We start from the raw sequence: 19,722 nt of genomic DNA, 5'->3' as shown, positions 1-19,722 counted from the left end.
GCGACCCGGCCACCTTGCTTAGGCTCCGCACGTGAGTGCTTCATGACGTGGTGGCACGCGGCGATCGTCATGGTCGCCGGGATCTGGGCCGGGACCATCAACGCCGTCGTCGGGTCGGGGACGCTCGTGACGTTCCCGGTGCTGGTCGCGCTGGGGTACCCGCCGGTGACGGCGACGACCTCCAACGCGATCGGGCTCGCCCCCGGCACCCTCAGCGGTGCCTGGGGTTACCGGCACGAGCTCAAGGGCTACTGGCGGCAGACCGCGAAGTTCGCCGTCGCGTCGTTCCTCGGCGCGATCGGCGGCACCATTCTGCTGCTGTCGCTGCCGAAGGACGCCTTCGAAGCCGTCGTCCCGATCCTCGTCGGGCTGGCCGTGGTCCTCGTGATCGTGCAGCCGCGCGTCTCGAAGTGGGTCGCGAAGCGCCGCGAAGAGAACGGCGCCGAGCACAAACCCGGCCCGCTGCTGATGTTCTTCATCTTCCTGATCGGCATCTACGGCGGTTACTTCACCGCCGCGCAGGGCGTGATGCTGATGGCCGTCATGGGGATGCTGCTGTCGGAACCGCTGCAGAAGCTCAACGGCGTGAAGAACGTCCTGGCCGCCGTGGTCAACGTCATCGCCGGGCTGATCTACGCGTTCGTCGCGCCGATCAGCTGGCCCGTCGTGCTCTGGCTGGCGATCGGCTCCACCGCCGGCGGCTTCCTCGGCGCGAAGATCGGCCGGAGGCTGCCGCCGGCGGTGCTGCGCGGCGTGATCGTCGTGGTCGGCACGGCGGCCGTGATCCAGCTGGTCGTCAAGCAGCTCAGCGGCTGAACTCGCGCGCCGCCGCCAGGAACAGGTCGTTCTCCTCGGGCGTCCCGATCGTCACGCGCACGCCGTCACCCGCGAACGGCCGCACGATCAGCTTGCGGTCCAGCGCGTGCTCGGCGAACGGCACCGCCTGCGCACCCAGCGGCAGCCAGACGAAGTTCGCCTGCGTCTCGGGCACCTGGTAGCCGGCCGCGATCAGCGCGTCCCGGACCCGGCCGCGCTCGGCGACGATGTCCTTGCACCGGTCCAGCAGCTCGTCCGCCGCGTCGAGGGACGCCAGCGCCGCTACCTGGGCCAGCATGTTCACCGAGAACGCCACGTACACCTGCCGCAGCGCGTCCGCGATCGCCTCCGGCGCGACGGCGTAACCGACGCGGAGGCCGGCGAGGCCGTACGCCTTCGAGAACGTGCGAAGCACCATGACGTTCGGGCGGTCGTGCGTGTACTCGACGCCGTCCGGGACCTCGGGGTCGGTGACGAACTCCTTGTACGCCTCGTCCAGCACGATCAGCACGCGCTCGGGGACGGCGTCCATGAACCGCTCCAGCTCGGCGCGGCGGATGGCCGTCCCGGTGGGGTTGTTCGGGTTGCAGACGAAGACCACTCGCGTCCGGTCGGTGATCGCCGCGCGCATCGCGTCGAGGTCGACCTCCTGGCCCTCGGTGATCGGCACCTTCACCGAGACGGCGTTCGCGACCTGCGTGACGATCGGGTACGCCTCGAACGAGCGCCAGGGGAAGATGACCTCGTCGCCGGGCGCGCAGAGGGCCTGGATCGTCTGCTGGCACAGCGAAACCGAGCCGCAGCCGATGGCGACGCGCTCGATCGGCACGCCCAGGTCGCGCGCCAGCCGCTCGCGCAGCAGCTGCGAGCCGGTGTCCGGGTAACGGTTGATGCCGGCCGCGGCCTCGGCGATCGCCGCCGCGACGCTCGGCAGCGCGCCGCCGGGCACCTCGTTGCTCGCCAGTTTGATCGCGCCTTGGATCGTCCGGCCAGGGATGTATTTCGGCAACGATTCGAGATCGGCACGCGGGGACACGGACGACATCTTCGGCGCTCCTGGGAATCGGCGGGACAGCCCGTCCACCGTATCTTTCCCGGCCGCCGTCCCGCGACTCTCTTCTGGCGGGACCTCGGGGTTCCTTCTGTTCACCCCGAGGTGATTGAGTTACGCAATGACGTCGACCAGCACCGTGGACTACCAGCGCACCGACGGCCCCAGCCGCCGCCTCACCTTCGCGGAACCCGAAGGCGCGCTACGCGGCGGCCTGGTCGTGCTGCACGAAGCGGACGGCGTCACCGACGGCGTGAAGCTGCTGCTGGCCAGCCTCGCCACGGAGGGCTGGCTGACCGTCACGCCCCACCTCGACGGGCAGCCCCTCACCCAGCAGGACCTGCTCGACGCGACGGACATCACACTCGCCTGGCTCGTCGAACGCGGCGTCCAGGGCGACCTCCTCGGCGTGATGGGCTTCGACCTCGGCGGCACGGCGGCGCTCGTCGTCGCCTCGCACCGGAGGCTGGGCGCCGCGGTCAGCGTCGGCGGCCAGCAGGCCGTGGAGCTGCCCGCGCTGGTCGAGATCGCCGGCAAGCTCACCAGCCCGTGGCTCGGCATGTACGGCGACTCCGGCGACGAGGCGGGCGGTGCGGAGGTCGAGCGCCTGCGTGACGCGGCCGCGTCGGCGAAGGTCGCCACCAACGTCGTCCACTACCCGGGCGCCAACCACCGCTTCGACGCCGACCCGGGCGCCGCCGCGGAGGCCTGGCAGCGCACGCTCAACTGGTTCGACGCCCACCTGCGGTAGGTGTGGGCCGGCACCATCCGCAACCCGCGTCCCGTGTCGGTTCCGACCACGGTGACTTCCTGATCAGAGGGATTAGGCTCGGGGCGTGACGCACACCGCCGACGCTCCCGAAGTCCTGTGGCGCCCCGAGCCGGGCCACGTTGCCGACACCAAGATCGCGGCGTTCCGCCGGTGGCTGGGCGCCGAACGCGGTGTCGAGGTGGACGACTACCAGTCGCTCTGGGAGTTCTCCGTCGAGCGCGGACCGGACTTCTGGGCCGCGGTCGCGGACTTCCTCGGCGTCCGCTGGCACGACCGGCCGGGTGAGGTGCTCTCCGGCGGGATGCCGGACGCCGTCTGGTTCGAGGGCGGCACGCTGAACTACGCCGAGCACGCGCTCACCCCCGGCGTCGCCGGCGCCGCGAAGGGCGACGAAGAGACCGCGGTGATCTTCCACCGCGAAGACGGCTTCGCGGATCAGCTCACCTACGGCGACCTTCGCGCGCAGGTCGCCGCGGCGCGGGCGGCGTTCGTCGAACTGGGTGTCGGCAAGGGCGACCGCGTCGTCGCGCTGGCGCCGAACTGCCCGCAAACGCTGGTCGCGTTCCTCGCCGCGGCGAGCATCGGCGCGATCTGGTCGTCGTGCTCACCCGACTTCGGCGTGCGCGCCGTCGCGGACCGGTTCGTGCAGATCGAGCCGAAGCTGTTCTTCGCCGTCAACGCCTACGCGTACGGCGGCCGCCAGTTCGACATCCGCACTACGGTGGCCGACCTGCGGGAGAAGCTGCCTTCGCTGGCCGCGACCGTGCTCGTCGAGTACGTCGGTGACGGCCGGATGGAAGGCACGCACGACTGGGCCGAGCTGCTCGCGAAGCACGAGGGCGCGCCGCTGGTGTTCGAGCCGGTCGAGTTCGCGCACCCGCTGTGGGTGCTCTACTCGTCGGGCACCACCGGCCTGCCGAAGGGCATCGTGCACGGCCACGGCGGCATCACGCTGGAGCACCTCAAGGCCCTTGCCCTGCAGACGGACCTCGGCCCCGGCGACCGGTTCTTCTGGTTCAGCACCACCGGCTGGATGATGTGGAACTTCCTCGTCTCCGGCCTGCTCGTCGGCACGACGATCGTGCTCTACGACGGCAACCCCGGCTACCCGGACCTCAACGCGCTCTGGCACCTGGCCGAGCAGCACCGCGTCACCTACTTCGGCACGTCGGCGCCGTTCATCCAGAGCTGCCTGAAGGCCGGTGTCAAGCCCGCCGAGCGCTACGACCTGACGGCGTTGCGCGCGCTCGGCTCCACCGGCGCGCCGCTGAGCGTCGAGGGCTTCCGGTGGATCGTGAACGAGGTCGGCGGGCGGGTGCAGATCTGCTCGGTCTCCGGCGGCACCGACCTGTGCGCGGCGTTCGTCGCGTCGGCGCCCGACGTCCCGGTGTGGCTGGGGGAGCTGTCCTGCCCGGCGCTCGGGGCCGCGGTCAACGCCTTCGACGAGGCCGGCAACGCCGTCGTCGAAGAGGTCGGCGAGCTGGTCATCACCAAGCCGATGCCGTCGATGCCGGTGTTCTTCTGGAACGACCCGGACGGCTCGCGGCTGCGCGAGGCGTACTTCGAGATGTATCCGGGACTGTGGCGCCACGGCGACTGGATCAGGATCACCAACCGCGGCTCGGCCGTCATCTACGGCCGCAGCGACTCGACGCTCAACCGCGGCGGCGTCCGGATGGGCACGGCGGAGTTCTACCGGGTCGTCGAGGGCTACGACGAGATCGCGGACTCGCTGGTCGTGGACACCTCGGCGGCCGGGAACGAGGACGGGCAGCTGCTCTGCTTCGTCGTGCTCGCGAGCGGCGTCAAGATCGGCGACATCGAGCCCACGCTGCGGAAAGAGCTCCGTAGCGCCTTGTCACCGCGCCATGTACCCGATCGGTTCGTAGTGGTTTCCGAGATACCTCGTACCTTGAACGGTAAGAAGTGTGAGGTACCGGTCAAGAAGATCCTCGCCGGTGTGGCCCCTGACCGGGCGGTCAGCCGCGACGCGCTGGCCAACCCGGCGGCGCTGACGCCGTTCGTGGAGCTCGCCGGGGGGTAGATGGGGGAAGCATGATCGTCCACAACGGGTTGTACAGGTGGTGACGGGGACTCGCGCGCAGACCACCTGGCGGGTGGCGGGGACCACTTCCGTGGGGGTGATCACCTGGGTGACCCGGTTGGCCGGACTGATGACGCTCGTCGCGGTCCTGGTCCCGGCCGGGCGCCGGAATCTGCGCGGGCACTTGTCGGAGTGGCTGGAGCTGCCGCAGGAGGCGACCGTCGCCGCGGCGACCGTCGCGCTGGTCACCGGGGTCTTGCTGGTGCTGCTCGCCGCCGGGCTGCGGCGGCGCAAGCGGCGCGCGTGGCAGCTGGCGGTCGGCGCGACGGTGCTGCTCACGGTGTCGCACATCGGGCTCAAGCACGTCTTCGGCGCCGGCCTGGTGTCGGTGGTGCTGCTGGTCGGCCTGATCGCGACCAGGAAGTACTTCGTCGCGAAGCCGGACCCGGTGGTCGGGCGCTGGCGCGCGGTGCGGAGCTTCGTCGAGCTGGTGCTGGCCGGGTTCGTGCTCAACCTGATCCTGCTGTCGGTCGCTTCGCGCGCGGTCCTGGAGCCGATGAGCTTCCCGGACCGGCTGGCGGAGTCGGCGCTGGCCCTGGTCGGCGTCAGCGGCCCGGCCGTGTTCCACGGCATGTGGCTGGAGGACCTGACGGCGGCCGTCGGCCTGCTGTTCGGCATCGCGGCTGTCCTGGTGTCGGCGTACTTCCTGCTGCGCTCGGCCGAGCCAGCGCCGCGGCTGACCGACGACGAGGTCGACCGCCTGCGCAAGCTGCTCGACGAGCACGGCGAGCGTGACTCGCTGGGCTACTTCGCGCTGCGCCGCGACAAGTTCGCGGTGTTCTCCCGCACGGGCAAGGCGGCGGTCACCTACCGCGTGATCGCCGGCGTCGCGCTCTGCTCGGCCGACCCGCTGGGCGACCACGAGGCGTGGCCGGGCGCGATCGAGGAGTACCTGGAGGTCTGCCGCCGCAACGGCTGGGTGCCCGCGGCGATGGGCGTCTCGGAGCTGGGCGCGACGGTCTGGGCCCGCTTCGGCCTGGAGGTCCTGGAGATCGGCGACGAGGCGGTCGTCGACGTCGACGGCTTCACCCTGGACGGCCGCGTCATGCGCGGCGTCCGCCAGGCGGCGGCCCGCACGAAGCGCGCGGGCTACAAGGTCCTGGTGCGGCGCACGGAAGACCTGCGCCCGGGCGAGCTGGCCGAGCTGGAGGTGCTGGCCGCCAACTGGCGCGGCACGGACACCGAGCGCGGCTTCTCGATGGCCCTCGGTCGCATGGGCGACCGGGGATCGGTCCTGGTGACGGCCGAGCAGGGCGGCCGGGTGCGCGGCGTCCTCCAGTTCGTCCCGTGGGGACCGACGGGCCTGTCGCTGGACGTCATGCGCCGCGACCGCACGGCCGACAACGGCGTCAACGAGCTGATGATCTCGGAGCTGCTGCTGTCGGCGGCCCGCCACGGCGTCGGCCAGGTGTCGCTGAACTTCGCGGCGTTCCGGGCGTTGATGGAGCAGGGCCAGCGCATCGGCGCCGGTCCGGTCGCCAAGACGGCGGCGAAGGTGCTGCACTTCTTCTCGCGCTGGATCCAGATCGAGACGCTCTACAAGTTCAACGCCAAGTTCCAGCCGCGCTGGGTCCCTCGCTATCTGGTCTACCCCGGAGTCCGCGAACTGCCCCGGGTCGGCATCGCGACGTTCGAGGCGGAAGGCCTCGGCGGACGATCTCCACGCCTGCTCAGGCTGTTGCGCCGGGCGTGACGGGGGGTGGTTACACAGGGGGTTCGGGGGGTGTGTAACCTACCTGAGCAGTGGTCGTTGGGCCCAGGAGGCTTCGCCTAGTCTGGTCTATGGCGCCGCACTGCTAATGCGGTTGGGGGTAACCCCCCCTCCCGGGTTCAAATCCCGGAGCCTCCGCTGGTACTCGGTTCGCCGGGTGCTAGGTTACAACTGAACACGCGCCCGTAGCTCAGCTGGATAGAGCATCTGACTACGGATCAGAAGGTCAGGGGTTCGAATCCCTTCGGGCGCACGTCTGGTTGAGACAGCACTAGAGCCCCCTCGCAAGAGGGGGCTCTTTTGTGTGTCCGTGCACCTCGATGGTTCACCCGCCGCCGCAGCGCACCGGGTTTTCTTGTCCCGCGGTGGGGAAGTCGTGTCGCGAGGGTGTGCCCGGGTTCGGAATCGATCCTGAGTGGCATGGCCCGTGCGTGCGGATGTCGATGGCGCGAAAGCTGCTTTGCGTAACTGGACTGGACCAGTGAACCGGCAACGCCGATCACAGGTTTAAGCCGTTCGGTCGCCCTTCGGCACTCTCCGTACTCGTGCTTCCCTAATTGGTCTGGACCACGTACCGTCTTCGCAAACGGCACAAAAACACCAACTGGTCCCCGTCGGTGGTGTTCGTGAACGCCGTGCCCGGAACGTCGCACAAAGCACCTGCGTCAAGGGAGACGAATGTCCAGAAAGAGATGGCACCTCCTCGGTCTGTTCACCGCGGTCGGCGCGATCGCGGTCGGCCTGGTCACCGTGCCGGCCAGCGCGGCCGGCGGTGTCGGCGCCAGCTTCACCAAGGGCTCCGACTGGAGCACCGGCTACGAAGGCAAGTACACGATCGCCAACGGCTCCGGCTCGACGCTGGCCGCGTGGACGGTCGAGTTCGACCTCCCGTCCGGCGCGAAGATCGCGTCGCTCTGGGATGGCAGCTACACCGCGGCCGGCCAGCACGTCACCGTCAAGAACACCTGGAACGGCAACGTCGGCAACGGTGCGAGCGTCAGCTTCGGCTTCAACGTCAGCTACTCCGGCACCTACTCGGCGCCGGCGAACTGCAAGCTGAACGGCGGCTCCTGTGACGCCGGCGGTGGCACCCCGACCACCACGCCGACGACCCCGACGCAGCCGACCACCACCCCGACCACCCCGACCACGCCGACGACGACGACTCCGCCGACGACGACCCCGCCGACGACGACCACGCCGCCTCCGCCCGGTGGCCTGAAGAACGTCGGCTACTTCGTGCAGTGGGGCGTCTACGGGCGCAACTACCACGTCAAGAACATCGAGACGTCGGGTTCCGCGAGCAAGCTGACCCACATCAACTACTCGTTCGGCAACGTCAAGAACGGCCAATGCACGGCCAACGACGACCCGTACGCCGACTACCAGAAGACCTACGACGCCGCGGGCAGTGTCGACGGCGTCGCCGACACCTGGGACCAGCCGGTGGCCGGCAACTTCAACCAGCTGCGCAAGCTGAAGAAGCTGCACCCCGGGCTCAAGGTGATCTGGTCGTTCGGCGGCTGGACGTACTCCGGTGGCTTCGGCCAGGCCGCGCAGAACGCCGCCGCGTTCGCGCAGTCCTGCTACAACCTGCTGAAGGACCCGCGCTGGGCCGACATCTGGGACGGCATCGACATCGACTGGGAGTACCCCAACGCGTGCGGCCTGAGCTGTGACACCAGCGGTGCCGCGGCCTACAAGAACGTGCTGTCCGCGCTGCGGTCGAAGTTCGGCTCGTCGTTCCTGGTCACCTCGGCCATCTCGGCGGACGGTAGCAACGGCGGCAAGCTCGACGTCGCCGACTACGCCGCGGCCGCGCCGTACGTCGACTGGTTCAACGTCATGACCTACGACTACTTCGGCGCCTGGGCGCCGCAGGGTCCGACGGCGCCGCACTCGCCGCTCACCAGCTTCACGGGCATCCCGACGCCGGGCTTCTACTCCGACGCCGCGATCCAGAAGCTGAAGAGCAAGGGCGTCCCGTCGAGCAAGCTGTTGCTGGGCATCGGGTTCTACGGCCGCGGCTGGACCGGCGTCACGCAGAGCACCCCGGGCGGCACCGCGACCGGCGCCGCGCCCGGCACGTACGAGGCGGGCATCGAGGACTACAAGGTCCTGAAGAACACCTGCCCGTCGACCGGCACGTTCGCCGGCACCGCGTACGCCAAGTGCGGCAGCAACTGGTGGAGCTACGACACCCCGGCGACCATCGGCGGCAAGATGTCCTACGCCAAGCAGCAGGGCCTCGGCGGTGCCTTCTTCTGGGAGCTGACCGGCGACACCGGCAACGGTGAGCTGATCACCGCCATGAAGAACGGCCTCTCGTGAGAAGCCGCTGGTTGTCCGCGCTCGGGCTGGCGGCCGCGGCCGCCACGGTCGGTGCCGTGTTCGTGATCGCTCCGGCGAACGCGGCGGGCGGCGTGTCCGCGACCTTCGCGAAGGGCTCCGACTGGGGCACCGGCTACGAGGGCAAGTACACGATCGCCAACGGCTCGGGCTCGACGTTGCCGGCCTGGACGGTGGAGTTCGACCTGCCGGGCGGCGCGAAGATCGCGTCGCTGTGGGACGGCAGCTACACGGCGGCCGGCCAGCACGTCACGGTCAAGAACACGTGGAACGGCAACGTCGGCAACGGCGGTAGCGCGAGCTTCGGGTTCAACGTGACGTACTCGGGCGCGTACTCCGCTCCGGCGAACTGCAAGCTCAACGGCGGCGCGTGCACGGCCGGGGGCACCGCCCCGACGACCACGCCCACCACCCCGCCCACGACGACACCGCCGCCGACCACCACACCCCCGAACCAGCCGGGTGGCCGCGGCGCGCCGTACCTCTACATGGGCTGGGGCAGCCCGCCGAACCCGCAGACGGTGATGAACGCGACCGGCGTCAAGTGGTTCACCATGGCGTTCGTCAACGCCTCCGGTGGCTGCAACCCGGCGTGGGACAGCAGTCGTCCGCTGAGCGGCAGCGCGGACGCGAGCGCGATCGCGCAGATCAAGGCGGCGGGTGGCCAGGTCGTGCCGTCGTTCGGTGGCTGGAGTGGCACCAAGCTCGGCCCGAACTGCTCGACGCCGGCCGCGCTGGCCGGCGCCTACCAGCAGGTCATCAACGCGTACGGCCTCAAGGCGATCGACATCGACATCGAGAACTCCGACGAGTTCGAGAACGAGGCCGTGCAGGACCGCATCCTGAACGCGCTGAAGATCGTGAAGCAGAACAACCCCGGGATCCAGACGATCCTGACCTTCGGCACCTCGACGACCGGCCCGAACTACTACGGCAACCGGCTCATCGACCAGTCGAAGGCGCTGGGCGCCGGGGTCGACATCTACACGATCATGCCGTTCGACTTCGGCGGCGGCGCCAACATGTACGCCAGCACGACCGGCGCGGCGAACGGCTTGCGGGACAAGCTGAAGTCGACGTTCGGCTGGAACGACGCCACGGCGTACAACCACCTCGGCATCTCGGGCATGAACGGCCTGTCCGACCAGCAGGAGCTGACCGATCTTTCGACGTGGACCCAGATCACGAACTGGGCCAAGACGAACAAGATCGGCCGCCTGGCGTTCTGGTCGGTCAACCGCGACCGCGGTTGCCCCGGCGGCGGTGTGCAGGCGGCGTGCAGTGGCATCGCGCAGAACGACTGGGACTTCACCAGGGTGACGGCGGGTTTCTGACGCTGTCCTGAGAAAAGGCCTCCTTGCCGGCTCCCCGGGCCGGCAAGGAGGCCTTTCTCATACCGCGTCTCATACCGGTCTCATACCGGGCGGATCCTGTCCGGTATCGGTTCTAACGTCGTCGGCATGACCACACAGATCGCCTCGCTGCGCATCATCACCGACGACGTCGCCCGGCTCGTCGGCTTCTACGAGCACGTCACCGGCCTGCCGGCGACCTGGGCCACGCCGGACTTCGCCGAGGTCGCGACGCCGGCGTTCACCCTCGCCATCGGCAGCACCCGCACGGTGGGGATCTTCAGCCCGGGCTCGGCCCGGCCGGCCGACAACCACAGCGCGATCATCGAGTTCCTCGTCGACGACGTCGACGCCGAGTACGCCCGGCTCAAGCAGGGCGAGATCGAGTTCGTCACCGAGCCCACGACGATGCCCTGGGGCAACCGGTCGTTGCTCCTCCGCGACCCGGACGGCACGCTGGTCAACCTCTTCAGGCCGGTCAAAGCGTCTTGACGGCGTCTCCGATCGCCTCGTCGAGGATGGCCAGGCCGAGGGAAATCTCCTCTTCGGACGCCGTCAGCGGCGGGGCGATCCGGAACACCCCGCCCATGCCGGGCAGCTGCACGATGTTCATGTGCAGCCCCAGTTCGAGGCAGCGGCTGGTGACGCGCGCGCCCAGTTCGTCCGAGCTGCGCTTGGTTTCGCGGTCCACGACCAGTTCCAGCCCGGCCAGCAGCCCGCGGCCGCGGATGTCGCCGACGACCTCGTGCCGGTGCGCGATGCGTTCGAGGCCGTGCCGGAGCAGGCCGCCCAGCTGCAGCGCGCGCTCGTCGAGGCGGTCGCGGGTCAGGACGTCGAGCACGGTGTTGCCGACGGCGGCCGGTAACGGGTCCGCGACGTGCGTGGTGAAGAACAGGAACCCGCGGTCGTGCGCCTCCTGCTCGATCTCGGCGCTGGTCAGCACCGCGGCCAGCGGCAGGCCGGCGCCGAGCGTCTTGGACAGCGTGAGGATGTCGGGGACGACGCCGTCGCGCTCGAAGGCGTACCAGTCGCCGGTGCGGCAGAGGCCGGTCTGGGCCTCGTCGACGATCAGCAGCATGCCGCGCTCGCGGCACTTTTCCTGCAGCGCGGCGAAGTAGCCGGGTGGTGGCTCGATGATGCCGCCGGAGCTGAGGATCGGTTCGACGAGGCACGCGGCCAGGCTGCCGACCGACTGCGCGTCGATCATCTCGAACCCGAAGTCGAGCTGCCGTCGCCAGTCCAGTGCGCCGTCGGCGTCGGTGAAGTCGGGTCGGTAGCGGTTGGGCGCCGGGATGGCGAAGTTGCCGGGCGCGGCCGGGCCGTACCCCTTGCGGCCGGCGCTGTAAGTGGCGCTCGCCGCGGCCTGCGTCATGCCGTGCCACGACCGGGCGAACGAGACGATCTCGTGCTTGCCGGTGACGAGCTTGGCCATCCGGATCGCGGCCTCGTTGGACTCGGCCCCGGTCGTCAGCAGCAGGGCCTTCTCCAGCGGCGCCGGGAGCGTCTCGGCGAGGCGGCGCGCCAGGTCGACGACCGGGCGGCTCAGCATGCCGCTGAACAGGTGGTCGAGCTTCCCGACCTGCCGCCGGACGGTGTCGACGATCTCCGGGTGCGAGTGCCCGAGGATCGCGCTCATCTGGCCGGACGTGAAGTCGAGGATCCGGCGGCCGTCTTCGGTGAAGACGAAGCTGCCTTCGGCGTGGTCGATGATCTCGTGGGTGAAGGCGCCGCCGTAGCGGACCAGGTGCTTGTCGGCGTCGGCCCAGAAGGCGTCCGCGGAGGTGGTCTCGTAAGTCGGAGCAGCCATGCTCTCGACGGTAAGTCCGGTCCGAGCATCACGTCCATCTCACAATTCCGGCTGTCCTGTTCGGCTCAGCCGAACGACAATGGGCTGATGTTGAACCCGTGGCGCCTGCGGCTGCTGAGCCGGCTCGACACCCTGGGCACGGTCCGCGCGGTCGCGCAGGACGCGAACCTCAGCGCGTCGAGCGTTTCGCAGCAGCTGGCCGTGCTCGAAGCGGAAACCCGCACCCAGCTGCTGGAACGCACCGGCCGCCGGGTCCGGCTGACGCCCGCGGGCCTGATGCTGGCGCGGCGCGCGCGGGCGATCCTCGACCACATGGACACGGTCGAGGCGGAGTTGCGTGGCCTCGGCGACGAGCCGGTCGGCCTGGTGCGGCTGGGCGCGTTCCAGAGCGCGATCCACACGATGGCGGTCCCGGCGGTGACTCGGCTCGCGGCGACGTACCCGCACCTGGACGTCGAGCTCCTGGAGCTGGAACCGCACGAGAGCATCCCCGCCCTGCGCGGCGGCGACGCCGACGTGATCATCACGACGACGGACTTCGTCGAGCTGCCCCTGGGCCCGGACCTGGACATCGTCCGCCTGGCCGCCGACCCGATCGTGCTGGTGACACCCCCGGGCGGCCCCCGCGGCCCGGTCTCGCTGTCGGCGTACGCGGACGAGCCGTGGGCGCTGGACGTCCCGCAGTCGTACATGGCGAACCTGACGCTGAGGCTGTGCCGCGAGTCGGGTTTCGAGCCGAAGGTGGTGTGCCGCTTCGCCAACTACCTGATGACGCTGCAGCACGTGGAGGCCGGGCTGTCGATCGCGCTCCTGCCGGGGCTGGCGGTGGACCGCCGCTACCGGGTGGCGACGCGGGAGCTGACCGCACCGGTGAACCGCACGATCGCGGCGGTGGTGCGCCGCGGGTCGCCATTGCGGGCGGCGGTGAACGTGGTGCTGGAAGCGTTGCGGCAGCAGCCGGACCTCCCGGCCCTGGCCGAATGGGCGGGGAGGTCTTAACGGCGGGTTATTTCTCGTTGTCCGCGTCCGGGTCGGCGCTGTCGTTGCCCGAACCGCTTCCCTTGCCGGTGAGCCGGTTCCAGACCTCGCGTGCTTTGGCTTCCGCGTACAAGGCCTTCTGCTCGGTGTGGTTGAAGGCTTCCGCCGCGAGCGGGGCCGCGAGGTCGAAGCCCGTACCCGCGATTTCGACCGCCTGTCCGACCACGCCCTTGGTCACCGGCTCGATGAGGGTCGCGATGTCGCCGCCCTTCTCGAGTATTTGGTCACGGACTTCGGCCGGCAGGCTCTTCTTTTCGCTTTCACCGGCTTCGTCGGCCTCTGCGGAATCCGGTGGTTCGGAACCGTCGGGGGTGCCCTGCTGGTTGTCCGGGTTCTCGGACTGCGGCACCTCTTGGCCGTCCGACGGTGCCGGGATCTCGGTCCGGGCTTCCTCTTGACCGGATCCCGGCCGATCCCCCGGCGTTTCGGCTCGTGACAGGGAGCGTTCCGTCAGCTTCTGTTTGATGGCCGCGGTGATCGCCACGCCCGCGGCGGCGACCGAGGCGATCATGTCGTGCGGGACGCCCGGGTTGTCCTGGACCACCGGGTCGACGCGCTCGTGCTGCTGACCAGTCGCGGTGTGGGTCTCGTCGTGCTTCTCGGTGACGGCCTCACCTGCTTCGGAGAGCTTCTCCAACCCACCGGCGAGGTCTTCGTTGTCCTCGGCGGACTTCTTCGCGGCGGTCTCCTCGGGCGCGATGTCGTCGGCCCGTTCCGTCTTGCGTTCCTCGCCGGACTCATCGCGAGACTGGTCGCCGTCCGGGGTGTTGTCCGGCTCGGGCGTCGGCTTGTCTCCCTCGGGGGAGAAGTGCTCTTGCCACGCGCCGCCGGTGGTGTCGCCGGGGCCGTGCTCGCGCGGGGTCGGCGCGGGCTCGTCCTGGTTCTTCCGTTGCAGTTCCAGCTCGCCGGTTTCGGGGTCGGTGACCGCCTCGTAGTTGCGCGGGTCGCTGTCCGGGTCCTGGCTCGCCACGTCTCGGGAACCGGCAGGCTCCGGCCGCTCCGTGACCTCGCGGCTCGCCTCGGACTCCCGTGCCGGCTGGGGTTCCGCCTCGGTCGCGGACTCCTGCTGAGGGGCGGGCTGTTCGGCCGGCGCCTCGGCGCCGGCCGAGTTCCAGTTGCCGTCCCAGCGTGGGTCGTCGGGCTTCAGTTCGCGTTCCCGCTCGAAGTCGTCCGGGTTCTCGGCATTGGTGTCAGCTTCGTCCGGGCGCTCTTCGGCCGGGTCGGTGGTGTCGGCTTGGTCGTCCTCGGGACGTTCCGGCTCGGGTTGCGCAGGCTCGTTGGTGTGGTCGTCGACGGTGTCTGCGCGGTCGTCCTCGGGTCGGTTGGGTTGCTCGGTGTCGTCGGCGGGATGGGCCGTGTCTGCGCCGTCTTCCTCGGGGCGGTCGGCTTGCCGAGGTTCGTCGGTGTGGTCGTCGGCCGGGTCGGTTGCGTCTGCCTGGTCGTCCTCGGGTTGCTCGGGCTCGGGGTGCTCGGCGGCGTTCGGCTCGGCCGCGGGGTCGGGACGGTCCGGCTCGTCCGGTGGGTCGTCAGCCGGCTCGGGTGTCTCCGCCCGGTCCTCGGTCTCCGGGGCGGGCTCGTCGTCCGGTGGGTCGTCCGGGACGTCCTCCTCCCGGGCCGGTTCCTCGGGGGTGTCGTCCGGCGGGTCCTCAGGCTCATCCGGGGTCGAGTCCGCGGCGTCCGGCACCTCGTCCGGCGGGTCGTCGTCCGGGGAGTCGGTGGGGGAGTCGGCTGACGAAGGTGGCTCGTCGTCCTCCACCGGGCCGTCCGGGCGGTCCTCGCCCGCGCCCGTGTCCGCGGGTTCCGGGGGTGGCTCCGGTGCTTCCGAACCTCCGTCGCCGGCTTCGTTCATCGTTCGGCCCCCGTCATCGGCTTTCGGTGGTCAAGCGGAGGATCTGGTCGGCCCGGAACCGGAGGTTCAGGAACTTCGTCGCCGCTTCGAACTGCTTGACCTGGGTTTTCGCGTTGCTGAGCCGCCGGGTCGCACTGACGATCGCGCTCGGCTCGGCCGTGCCGAGGACGGCCGGGTCGTCGTCTTGCCACTGCTCCGGGCGCAGGCGCAGGGTGGCCAGCTGGTCCGCTCGGGTCGCGCCGTCCAGCACGAGGCCGCGGTCCGCCCAGGCCGCGGTCGACGGGTGGGGGCCCTCGGGGCCGTCCGCTTTCAACGCCCGGAGGACGTCCAGCCAGCGGTACCGGCCCGCCTGCCAGCGGACTTCCGTGCCGTCGCAGCCGTGCGGCTCGCCCGCCAGCGTGCGGCGTGCGCTCGAAGCCAGGTGCGAGATGAACTCGCCCGCTGCGTTGTACGCCGTGATGCCCACGTAGCGCGCGTCCACCGCCGTCTGGATCCGGTGCGCCACCGCGCATTCCAGCGTGCGCTCGTCGTACCCCGCCGTCACTGAGGCGATCCACGCCGGGTCCGGTTCGGGGGCGTGGCGGCCCGTGATGTGGGCGACCGTCAGGAGTTCCAGCCACAGCACCAGGCGCGGGTCTTCGTCCGCGCGGTACACCGCGGTGCCGAGTTCCTTCAGACTGCACGGCCGGGAAGCACACAACTGTCCACAAGCGACACTCCGGCGCGCCGCCAGTGCCGGGGTCCGGGAGACCTGCGACGCGTCCTCGGCCGACGCACCCAGGGGCATCAGCAGACGCAGGGGGCGGTCCATGCCGTCGGTGAACACCGCCGCGCGGCCGGGGGGCAGCGTCACCACGTGGCGGGACTGGGCCTCGCTCAGGTTCATCGTCGCGCCGACCGCCTGGCGGTCGTCTTCGGCCGGGAGGCGGTGGAGGATCTTGCACGCCGTGTTCTTCACGACGTCCGGGACGATCTTGCCCGGGATCTGCTCGGCGACGACGATGCCTTCGCCGTACGCCCGGATCTCCGCCAGCAGCGACGTGAACAGCTCCACCGCGTGCTCGGTCGGGCTGCCCGGCTCGGTGCGCTTGAGCAGCCGGTGCGCTTCCTCCAGCACCAGCACGTGCTTCAGGCCGGACGAGCCGGCGACGTGGTTGACGCGCAGGTGCTCGAACAGGCGGATCAGCACGGCGCCGATGAAGAACGCCTTGTCCATGTCCGAACCGATGTCTTCGATCTCCAGCACGACGTTTCCGCGCAGCAGCGCCGCGACGTCGAGCGGGTGGCCGCCTTCGAAGAAGCGGCCGGGGGTGCCCAGGCGCAGCGAACCGATGCGGACGTCGACGAAGCCGCGGACGTTGTCCGCCACCTCCTTGCCGTAGCCGATGCCCTTGACCACCTCGATCGCGGTCGTCTGCAGGTCACCGAGGCTCGGGTACTTCACCGGGCCGACGCGGCCGCGGACCTCGCCCGTCACCGGGTCCCAGCCCTGGTCGGTGTAGCACTTGTGCAACGCCTGGGCGAGCACCTGGGGGAACGGTTCGTCGGCGTCGAACGCCGCCATGAACAGTGCGCGCGTGAGGTCCATGTGCGTCTGGAGCGGGAACCCCTTCGCGGGCTCAAGCGGGTTCAGCCCGGCGGGGTACGCCTGGGGATCGCCCGGCCGGATCACCGTGACCAGCCCGGTCTCGCCGAGGCGCCCGGCCATCGCCGCGTACTCCGCCTTGGCCGGCTCGATGACCAGCCACGGCACGCCGGCGCGGTGCAGGCCCTCCAGCAGGTGCCGGACCGTCTGCGACTTGCCCGACCCCGTCGCGCCCGCGACGAACGTGTGCCGGTTGAGCGTGTCCAGCGCGACCCGGAACTCGCCGACCGGCTGGTCGGCGTCGTCGAGGACGGTGCCGAGCGGGATCTCGCCGGTGTTCTCCGGGGTGACGTCGAACAGCGGCGGTTCGGTCATCCGGATCCCTGGCAGCTCGCGCCGCGGTGGGCGGGCGATCGCGGCGACGAACTCGCCGGTCGCCGCGAACGGGGACTTCAGCGCGCCGGCCGGCCCCGGCTGCTGCCAGACGTCGGCGAAGCCGGTGCACCCGGTGCCGGGCGTCAGCACGTACGGCAACGCGTCGAGGTCGCTGGCGCTGCAGAGCAACGCCGCCGCGGCGCGGGTGCGCGCCTCGTCCTGGCCGCCGACCAGGACGTGCACCGTCCAGAGCCCCGCGGACTGGGCCCGCGACAGCTCCCGGTACCGGCCTTCCGCCCGCAGCAGCGCGATCCGGTCCGGCTCGGAGTTCTCCCGTTGCCGCAGCCGCGGGATCGTCGTTTCGAGGCCGAGCAGCTCCCGCTCGACGGCATCGGCGCTCAGCGGCTCCGCCACCACGAGCCAGACGAACTCCTCCGGCAAGTGGGCGACGTAGTCGTCGAATCCGCCCCGGCCGGGCGCGTTCCCACCGGTCTCGGGTGTCCACAGTGGATCCGAGCCGCCCGCGCAGCGGATCCACGCGGGCAGCCGGCCCCAGCGCTCCGTGACGTCGGCCGTGGGCTCCGGGACGCCCAGGCTGCCCGGCGGGTAGAGGATCGGTACCGGCTCACCCGGCACGGGCGCCGAGCGCGCCACCGGGGAATACGGCCGCCCGCCGACCAGCACGCGCAGGGTCCGCTGCCCGCCGGTGCGTTCCCAGGCGACGGCGAACGCCCCGGCGCCGAGGCCCGCGTGGGCGGCCGTCAGCGCGGCGAACAGCTGGGCCGGGGCCCGGCCGCCGGTCTCGTCCGGGCGGTCGGCGCCGGCCGCCTGGTCGTCGCCACGGGGGACGGCGAGGAGGCGGTGGAGCTCGAAACCGGCTACGGGGCTCAACGCGGGAGCGCGTCTCGGGCGACCCGGTCGAGCAGGACGATCCCGGGGTTGCAGTCGCCCATAACCACCCGGCGTCCGCCCGGTGCGGCCTCGACCAGCACGTACGCCGTCGGCGCGAGCGACTGCAGGGTGGTCGGCTCGACCTGGAACTCGTACACGCGGGCCATGGTCTGGCCCTCGCTGCGTGACATCGCTTCCGATTCGCTCCTGGTCTCGGACCAGTTCAGTTCGCGCGACGTCGACGTGCTGGAGTTCCGGCTCCACGACGAGCCGGACGACGACGACCCGTGGCCGTCGCCGCTGAAGGAGTGGCTGCTGGTGCCGCCGAAGCTGTAACCGCGGGAGCTCGAGTTGCTGACGGAGACGCCTTCGGTGCCCGACCGGCCGTCCGTGAACGTCTTGCCCATCTCCTCGGTGAGCTGCGAGAGCACGAACTTGAAGCCGCGGCCGATGTACTCCGCCGCGGTCGTGGCCTCGTCGCCGTTGCCCATCCGCATCAGCAGGCTGACGCTGCCCGAGCTGCCGAGCAGCTTCTGCATGTCGTCACGCAGGTGGCCGACGATGAAGACCAGCTGGATCCGGGCCCGCCGCGCCTGCCGCGCCATGGTTTCGAGGGCTTCGAGGGCGATCTGGTCGGCTCCGGCGACGACGATCACCTCGCGGCCGGTCGTCTCGCGGGACTGCAGTTCCTGCAGGGCGCGGTGGAAGACGAGCTGGTCGAGGAACCGCTTGTGCCGTTCGATCTTCGTCCGGGTTGCGATGACGGACAGCCCGCGCGCCGGCCAGCTCGTGCCGAACCCGGCCGGCTCGCCCGCGGCCTGCGCGCCTTCCGACTTGGCCAGCCCGCGCAGTTCGCCTTCGAGGGCGATGAGCTCGTTGCGCACCTGGTCGGTGTTGCCGACGGTGTCGACGTAGGAGTTGAGCTTCCGCAGCTCCTCGGCGGTGAGCGTGTCGTCGGAGCCCGCGTCGTAGACCCGGCGGAGCACCTGCAGACCCGCGGAGAGCTTGCGGAAGGTGACCGGCCCCGTGAGCCGTTCGGCGACGGTGGAGATCAGGTCCGCGTGCAGGCCGCGCAGGTCGGCGGCCATCGCGGTCCGGTTCAGGCTGTGCATCGCGCCGGCGAGCACCTCGGCCAGCTCGTGCGGGTCGAGGTCGGCGAGCAGGGCGAACTCGCCGAGCTCCTCGGGGAGCACCCGGACCGAGACGTCGTAGCCCTTGCCGGCCGCGGCGAGTGTCAGGTCGTCACCGATGGCCATGCTGGTGAAGTCCAGCAGCAGGATCGACGCGCCGCCGGCGAGCTGCGCGGCGCCCGCGGTGGTGAGGAGGCTCGCCCAGCTGTCCTCGGTCCCGCCGAAGACGTCGATCCGGCTCGGTCGCGACGCCAGTTTCACCGGCTGCCAGAGCATCGCGGAGTCGACGCGGTCGCGTTCGCGCTCGTTGTGCGCCTTGACCCGCTGTTCCCAGGCGAAGTGCGCCTGCGTGTACGTCTCCAGCGCCCGGTCGTAGTGCGACTTGTACGCCCGCTTCATGACGCTGAACCGCCGCCGTGTCCGGAAGAAGTGGATGACAGCGAGCAGGACGCCGAGGGCCAGCACGACCGTGGTGCTCACCTCGGAGACCTTCGGGATCTTCGCGGAGACGGTCTCCGCCATTGCCCCGACCAGCACGACCAGCACGACGGTCAGCGCGAGCCAGCCCAGCAGCCCCAGCCACGCGCGCTTGCTGCGCCTCTCCCGGAACTGGTAGTCGTGGGGCGCGTACACCTGCTCGGCCGCCGGCGGGTTGGCCGCCTCCGGGCTCACGGTGATCGGCGCCGGTGGCGTGAACTCCCAGCCCCACTGCTCGCGCGCTCCGAAGAGCCGCTCCCACATCTCGGTCGCCCTGCCCACAGCAACTCCCCGCCCCTGCACTGGTCCCTCCGGTGTATCTAGTGCGCCCGATTGCCGCCTGATTGTGCCCGACCACCCCGACAGAAGTGACACGCTTACGTCAATCGTCCAGATCCGGACACCGGCCGCTGGA

The 19,722-nt window shown here is 70.5% G+C and carries 13 protein-coding genes and 2 tRNA genes; 10 read left to right on the top strand and 5 right to left on the bottom strand.

Features of this window, described 5'->3' with window-relative positions:
- Positions 1-42 precede the first annotated feature (42 nt).
- Positions 43-816 (top strand): sulfite exporter TauE/SafE family protein, encoded by a 774-nt coding sequence (locus ACLJQZ_RS06430; RefSeq protein WP_410619167.1) that lies wholly within the window; start codon positions 43-45, stop codon positions 814-816.
- Here ACLJQZ_RS06430 and hisC read toward each other — a convergent pair.
- A complete protein-coding gene (gene hisC, locus ACLJQZ_RS06425; protein WP_410619166.1) occupies positions 806-1,861 on the bottom strand; it encodes a histidinol-phosphate transaminase in 1,056 nt (351 codons plus the stop codon). The genes ACLJQZ_RS06430 and hisC overlap by 11 nt on opposite strands.
- A 127-nt stretch (positions 1,862-1,988) precedes the next feature.
- On the opposite strand from hisC, the gene ACLJQZ_RS06420 reads away from it, so the two are divergent.
- The 8 genes from ACLJQZ_RS06420 (at position 1,989) to ACLJQZ_RS06385 (ending at position 10,647) form a co-directional block, all read left to right on the top strand.
- Positions 1,989-2,618: a dienelactone hydrolase family protein gene (locus ACLJQZ_RS06420; RefSeq protein WP_410619165.1), complete on the top strand. Its 630-nt coding sequence runs from the start codon at positions 1,989-1,991 to the stop codon at positions 2,616-2,618.
- Between the two features lie 85 nt (positions 2,619-2,703).
- The gene (locus ACLJQZ_RS06415) at positions 2,704-4,683 is read left to right on the top strand and encodes an acetoacetate--CoA ligase (RefSeq protein ID WP_410619164.1); all 1,980 of its coding nucleotides are present in this window, start codon (positions 2,704-2,706) and stop codon (positions 4,681-4,683) included.
- 37 nt (positions 4,684-4,720) lie between these two features.
- The gene (locus tag ACLJQZ_RS06410) at positions 4,721-6,436 is read left to right on the top strand and encodes a phosphatidylglycerol lysyltransferase domain-containing protein (RefSeq protein ID WP_410619163.1); all 1,716 of its coding nucleotides are present in this window, start codon (positions 4,721-4,723) and stop codon (positions 6,434-6,436) included.
- A gap of 66 nt (positions 6,437-6,502) precedes the next feature.
- Positions 6,503-6,592, top strand: a tRNA-Ser gene (locus ACLJQZ_RS06405).
- A 41-nt stretch (positions 6,593-6,633) separates the two neighbouring features.
- A tRNA-Arg gene (locus ACLJQZ_RS06400) sits at positions 6,634-6,707 on the top strand.
- A gap of 425 nt (positions 6,708-7,132) precedes the next feature.
- A complete protein-coding gene (locus tag ACLJQZ_RS06395) occupies positions 7,133-8,785 on the top strand; it encodes a glycosyl hydrolase family 18 protein (protein WP_410619162.1) in 1,653 nt (550 codons plus the stop codon).
- Positions 8,782-10,137, top strand: coding sequence for a cellulose binding domain-containing protein (locus ACLJQZ_RS06390; protein ID WP_410619161.1), 1,356 nt, complete (start codon positions 8,782-8,784; stop codon positions 10,135-10,137). Before ACLJQZ_RS06395 ends, ACLJQZ_RS06390 begins: the two co-directional genes overlap by 4 nt.
- Positions 10,138-10,263: 126 nt before the next feature.
- Positions 10,264-10,647 carry a VOC family protein gene (locus ACLJQZ_RS06385; RefSeq protein WP_247060037.1) on the top strand — a complete coding sequence of 128 codons (384 nt, stop codon included), beginning with the start codon at positions 10,264-10,266 and terminating at the stop codon, positions 10,645-10,647.
- Here ACLJQZ_RS06385 and ACLJQZ_RS06380 read toward each other — a convergent pair.
- Entirely contained in the window at positions 10,634-11,962 is a 1,329-nt protein-coding gene (locus ACLJQZ_RS06380) for an aspartate aminotransferase family protein (RefSeq protein WP_410619160.1), read from the bottom strand. The two genes, ACLJQZ_RS06385 and ACLJQZ_RS06380, sit on opposite strands and share 14 nt — an antisense overlap.
- 87 nt (positions 11,963-12,049) lie before the next feature.
- Here ACLJQZ_RS06380 and ACLJQZ_RS06375 point away from each other — a divergent pair, with 87 nt between their 5' ends.
- Positions 12,050-12,961 (top strand): LysR family transcriptional regulator, encoded by a 912-nt coding sequence (locus ACLJQZ_RS06375; RefSeq protein ID WP_410619159.1) that lies wholly within the window; start codon positions 12,050-12,052, stop codon positions 12,959-12,961.
- A gap of 7 nt (positions 12,962-12,968) precedes the next feature.
- Here the strand turns inward: ACLJQZ_RS06375 and ACLJQZ_RS06370 are convergent, their stop codons facing one another.
- Genes ACLJQZ_RS06370 through ACLJQZ_RS06360 form a run of 3 tightly spaced genes read right to left on the bottom strand, consistent with a single transcriptional unit; the run spans position 12,969 to position 19,589 of the window.
- Entirely contained in the window at positions 12,969-14,849 is a 1,881-nt protein-coding gene (locus ACLJQZ_RS06370; protein WP_410619158.1) for a hypothetical protein, read from the bottom strand.
- Positions 14,850-14,862: 13 nt separating this feature from the next.
- Entirely contained in the window at positions 14,863-17,700 is a 2,838-nt protein-coding gene (locus tag ACLJQZ_RS06365) for an ATP-binding protein (protein ID WP_410619157.1), read from the bottom strand.
- A complete protein-coding gene (locus ACLJQZ_RS06360; protein ID WP_410619156.1) occupies positions 17,697-19,589 on the bottom strand; it encodes a hypothetical protein in 1,893 nt (630 codons plus the stop codon). Before ACLJQZ_RS06360 ends, ACLJQZ_RS06365 begins: the two co-directional genes overlap by 4 nt.
- Positions 19,590-19,722: the final 133 nt, after the last annotated feature.

It is taken from the genome of Amycolatopsis sp. cmx-8-4 (assembly GCF_046548675.1).
In the GTDB taxonomy this organism is placed as follows: domain Bacteria; phylum Actinomycetota; class Actinomycetes; order Mycobacteriales; family Pseudonocardiaceae; genus Amycolatopsis.
The sequence above is the reverse complement of the archived record's forward strand: the minus strand, read 5'-3'. Positions and strand labels throughout refer to the sequence as shown.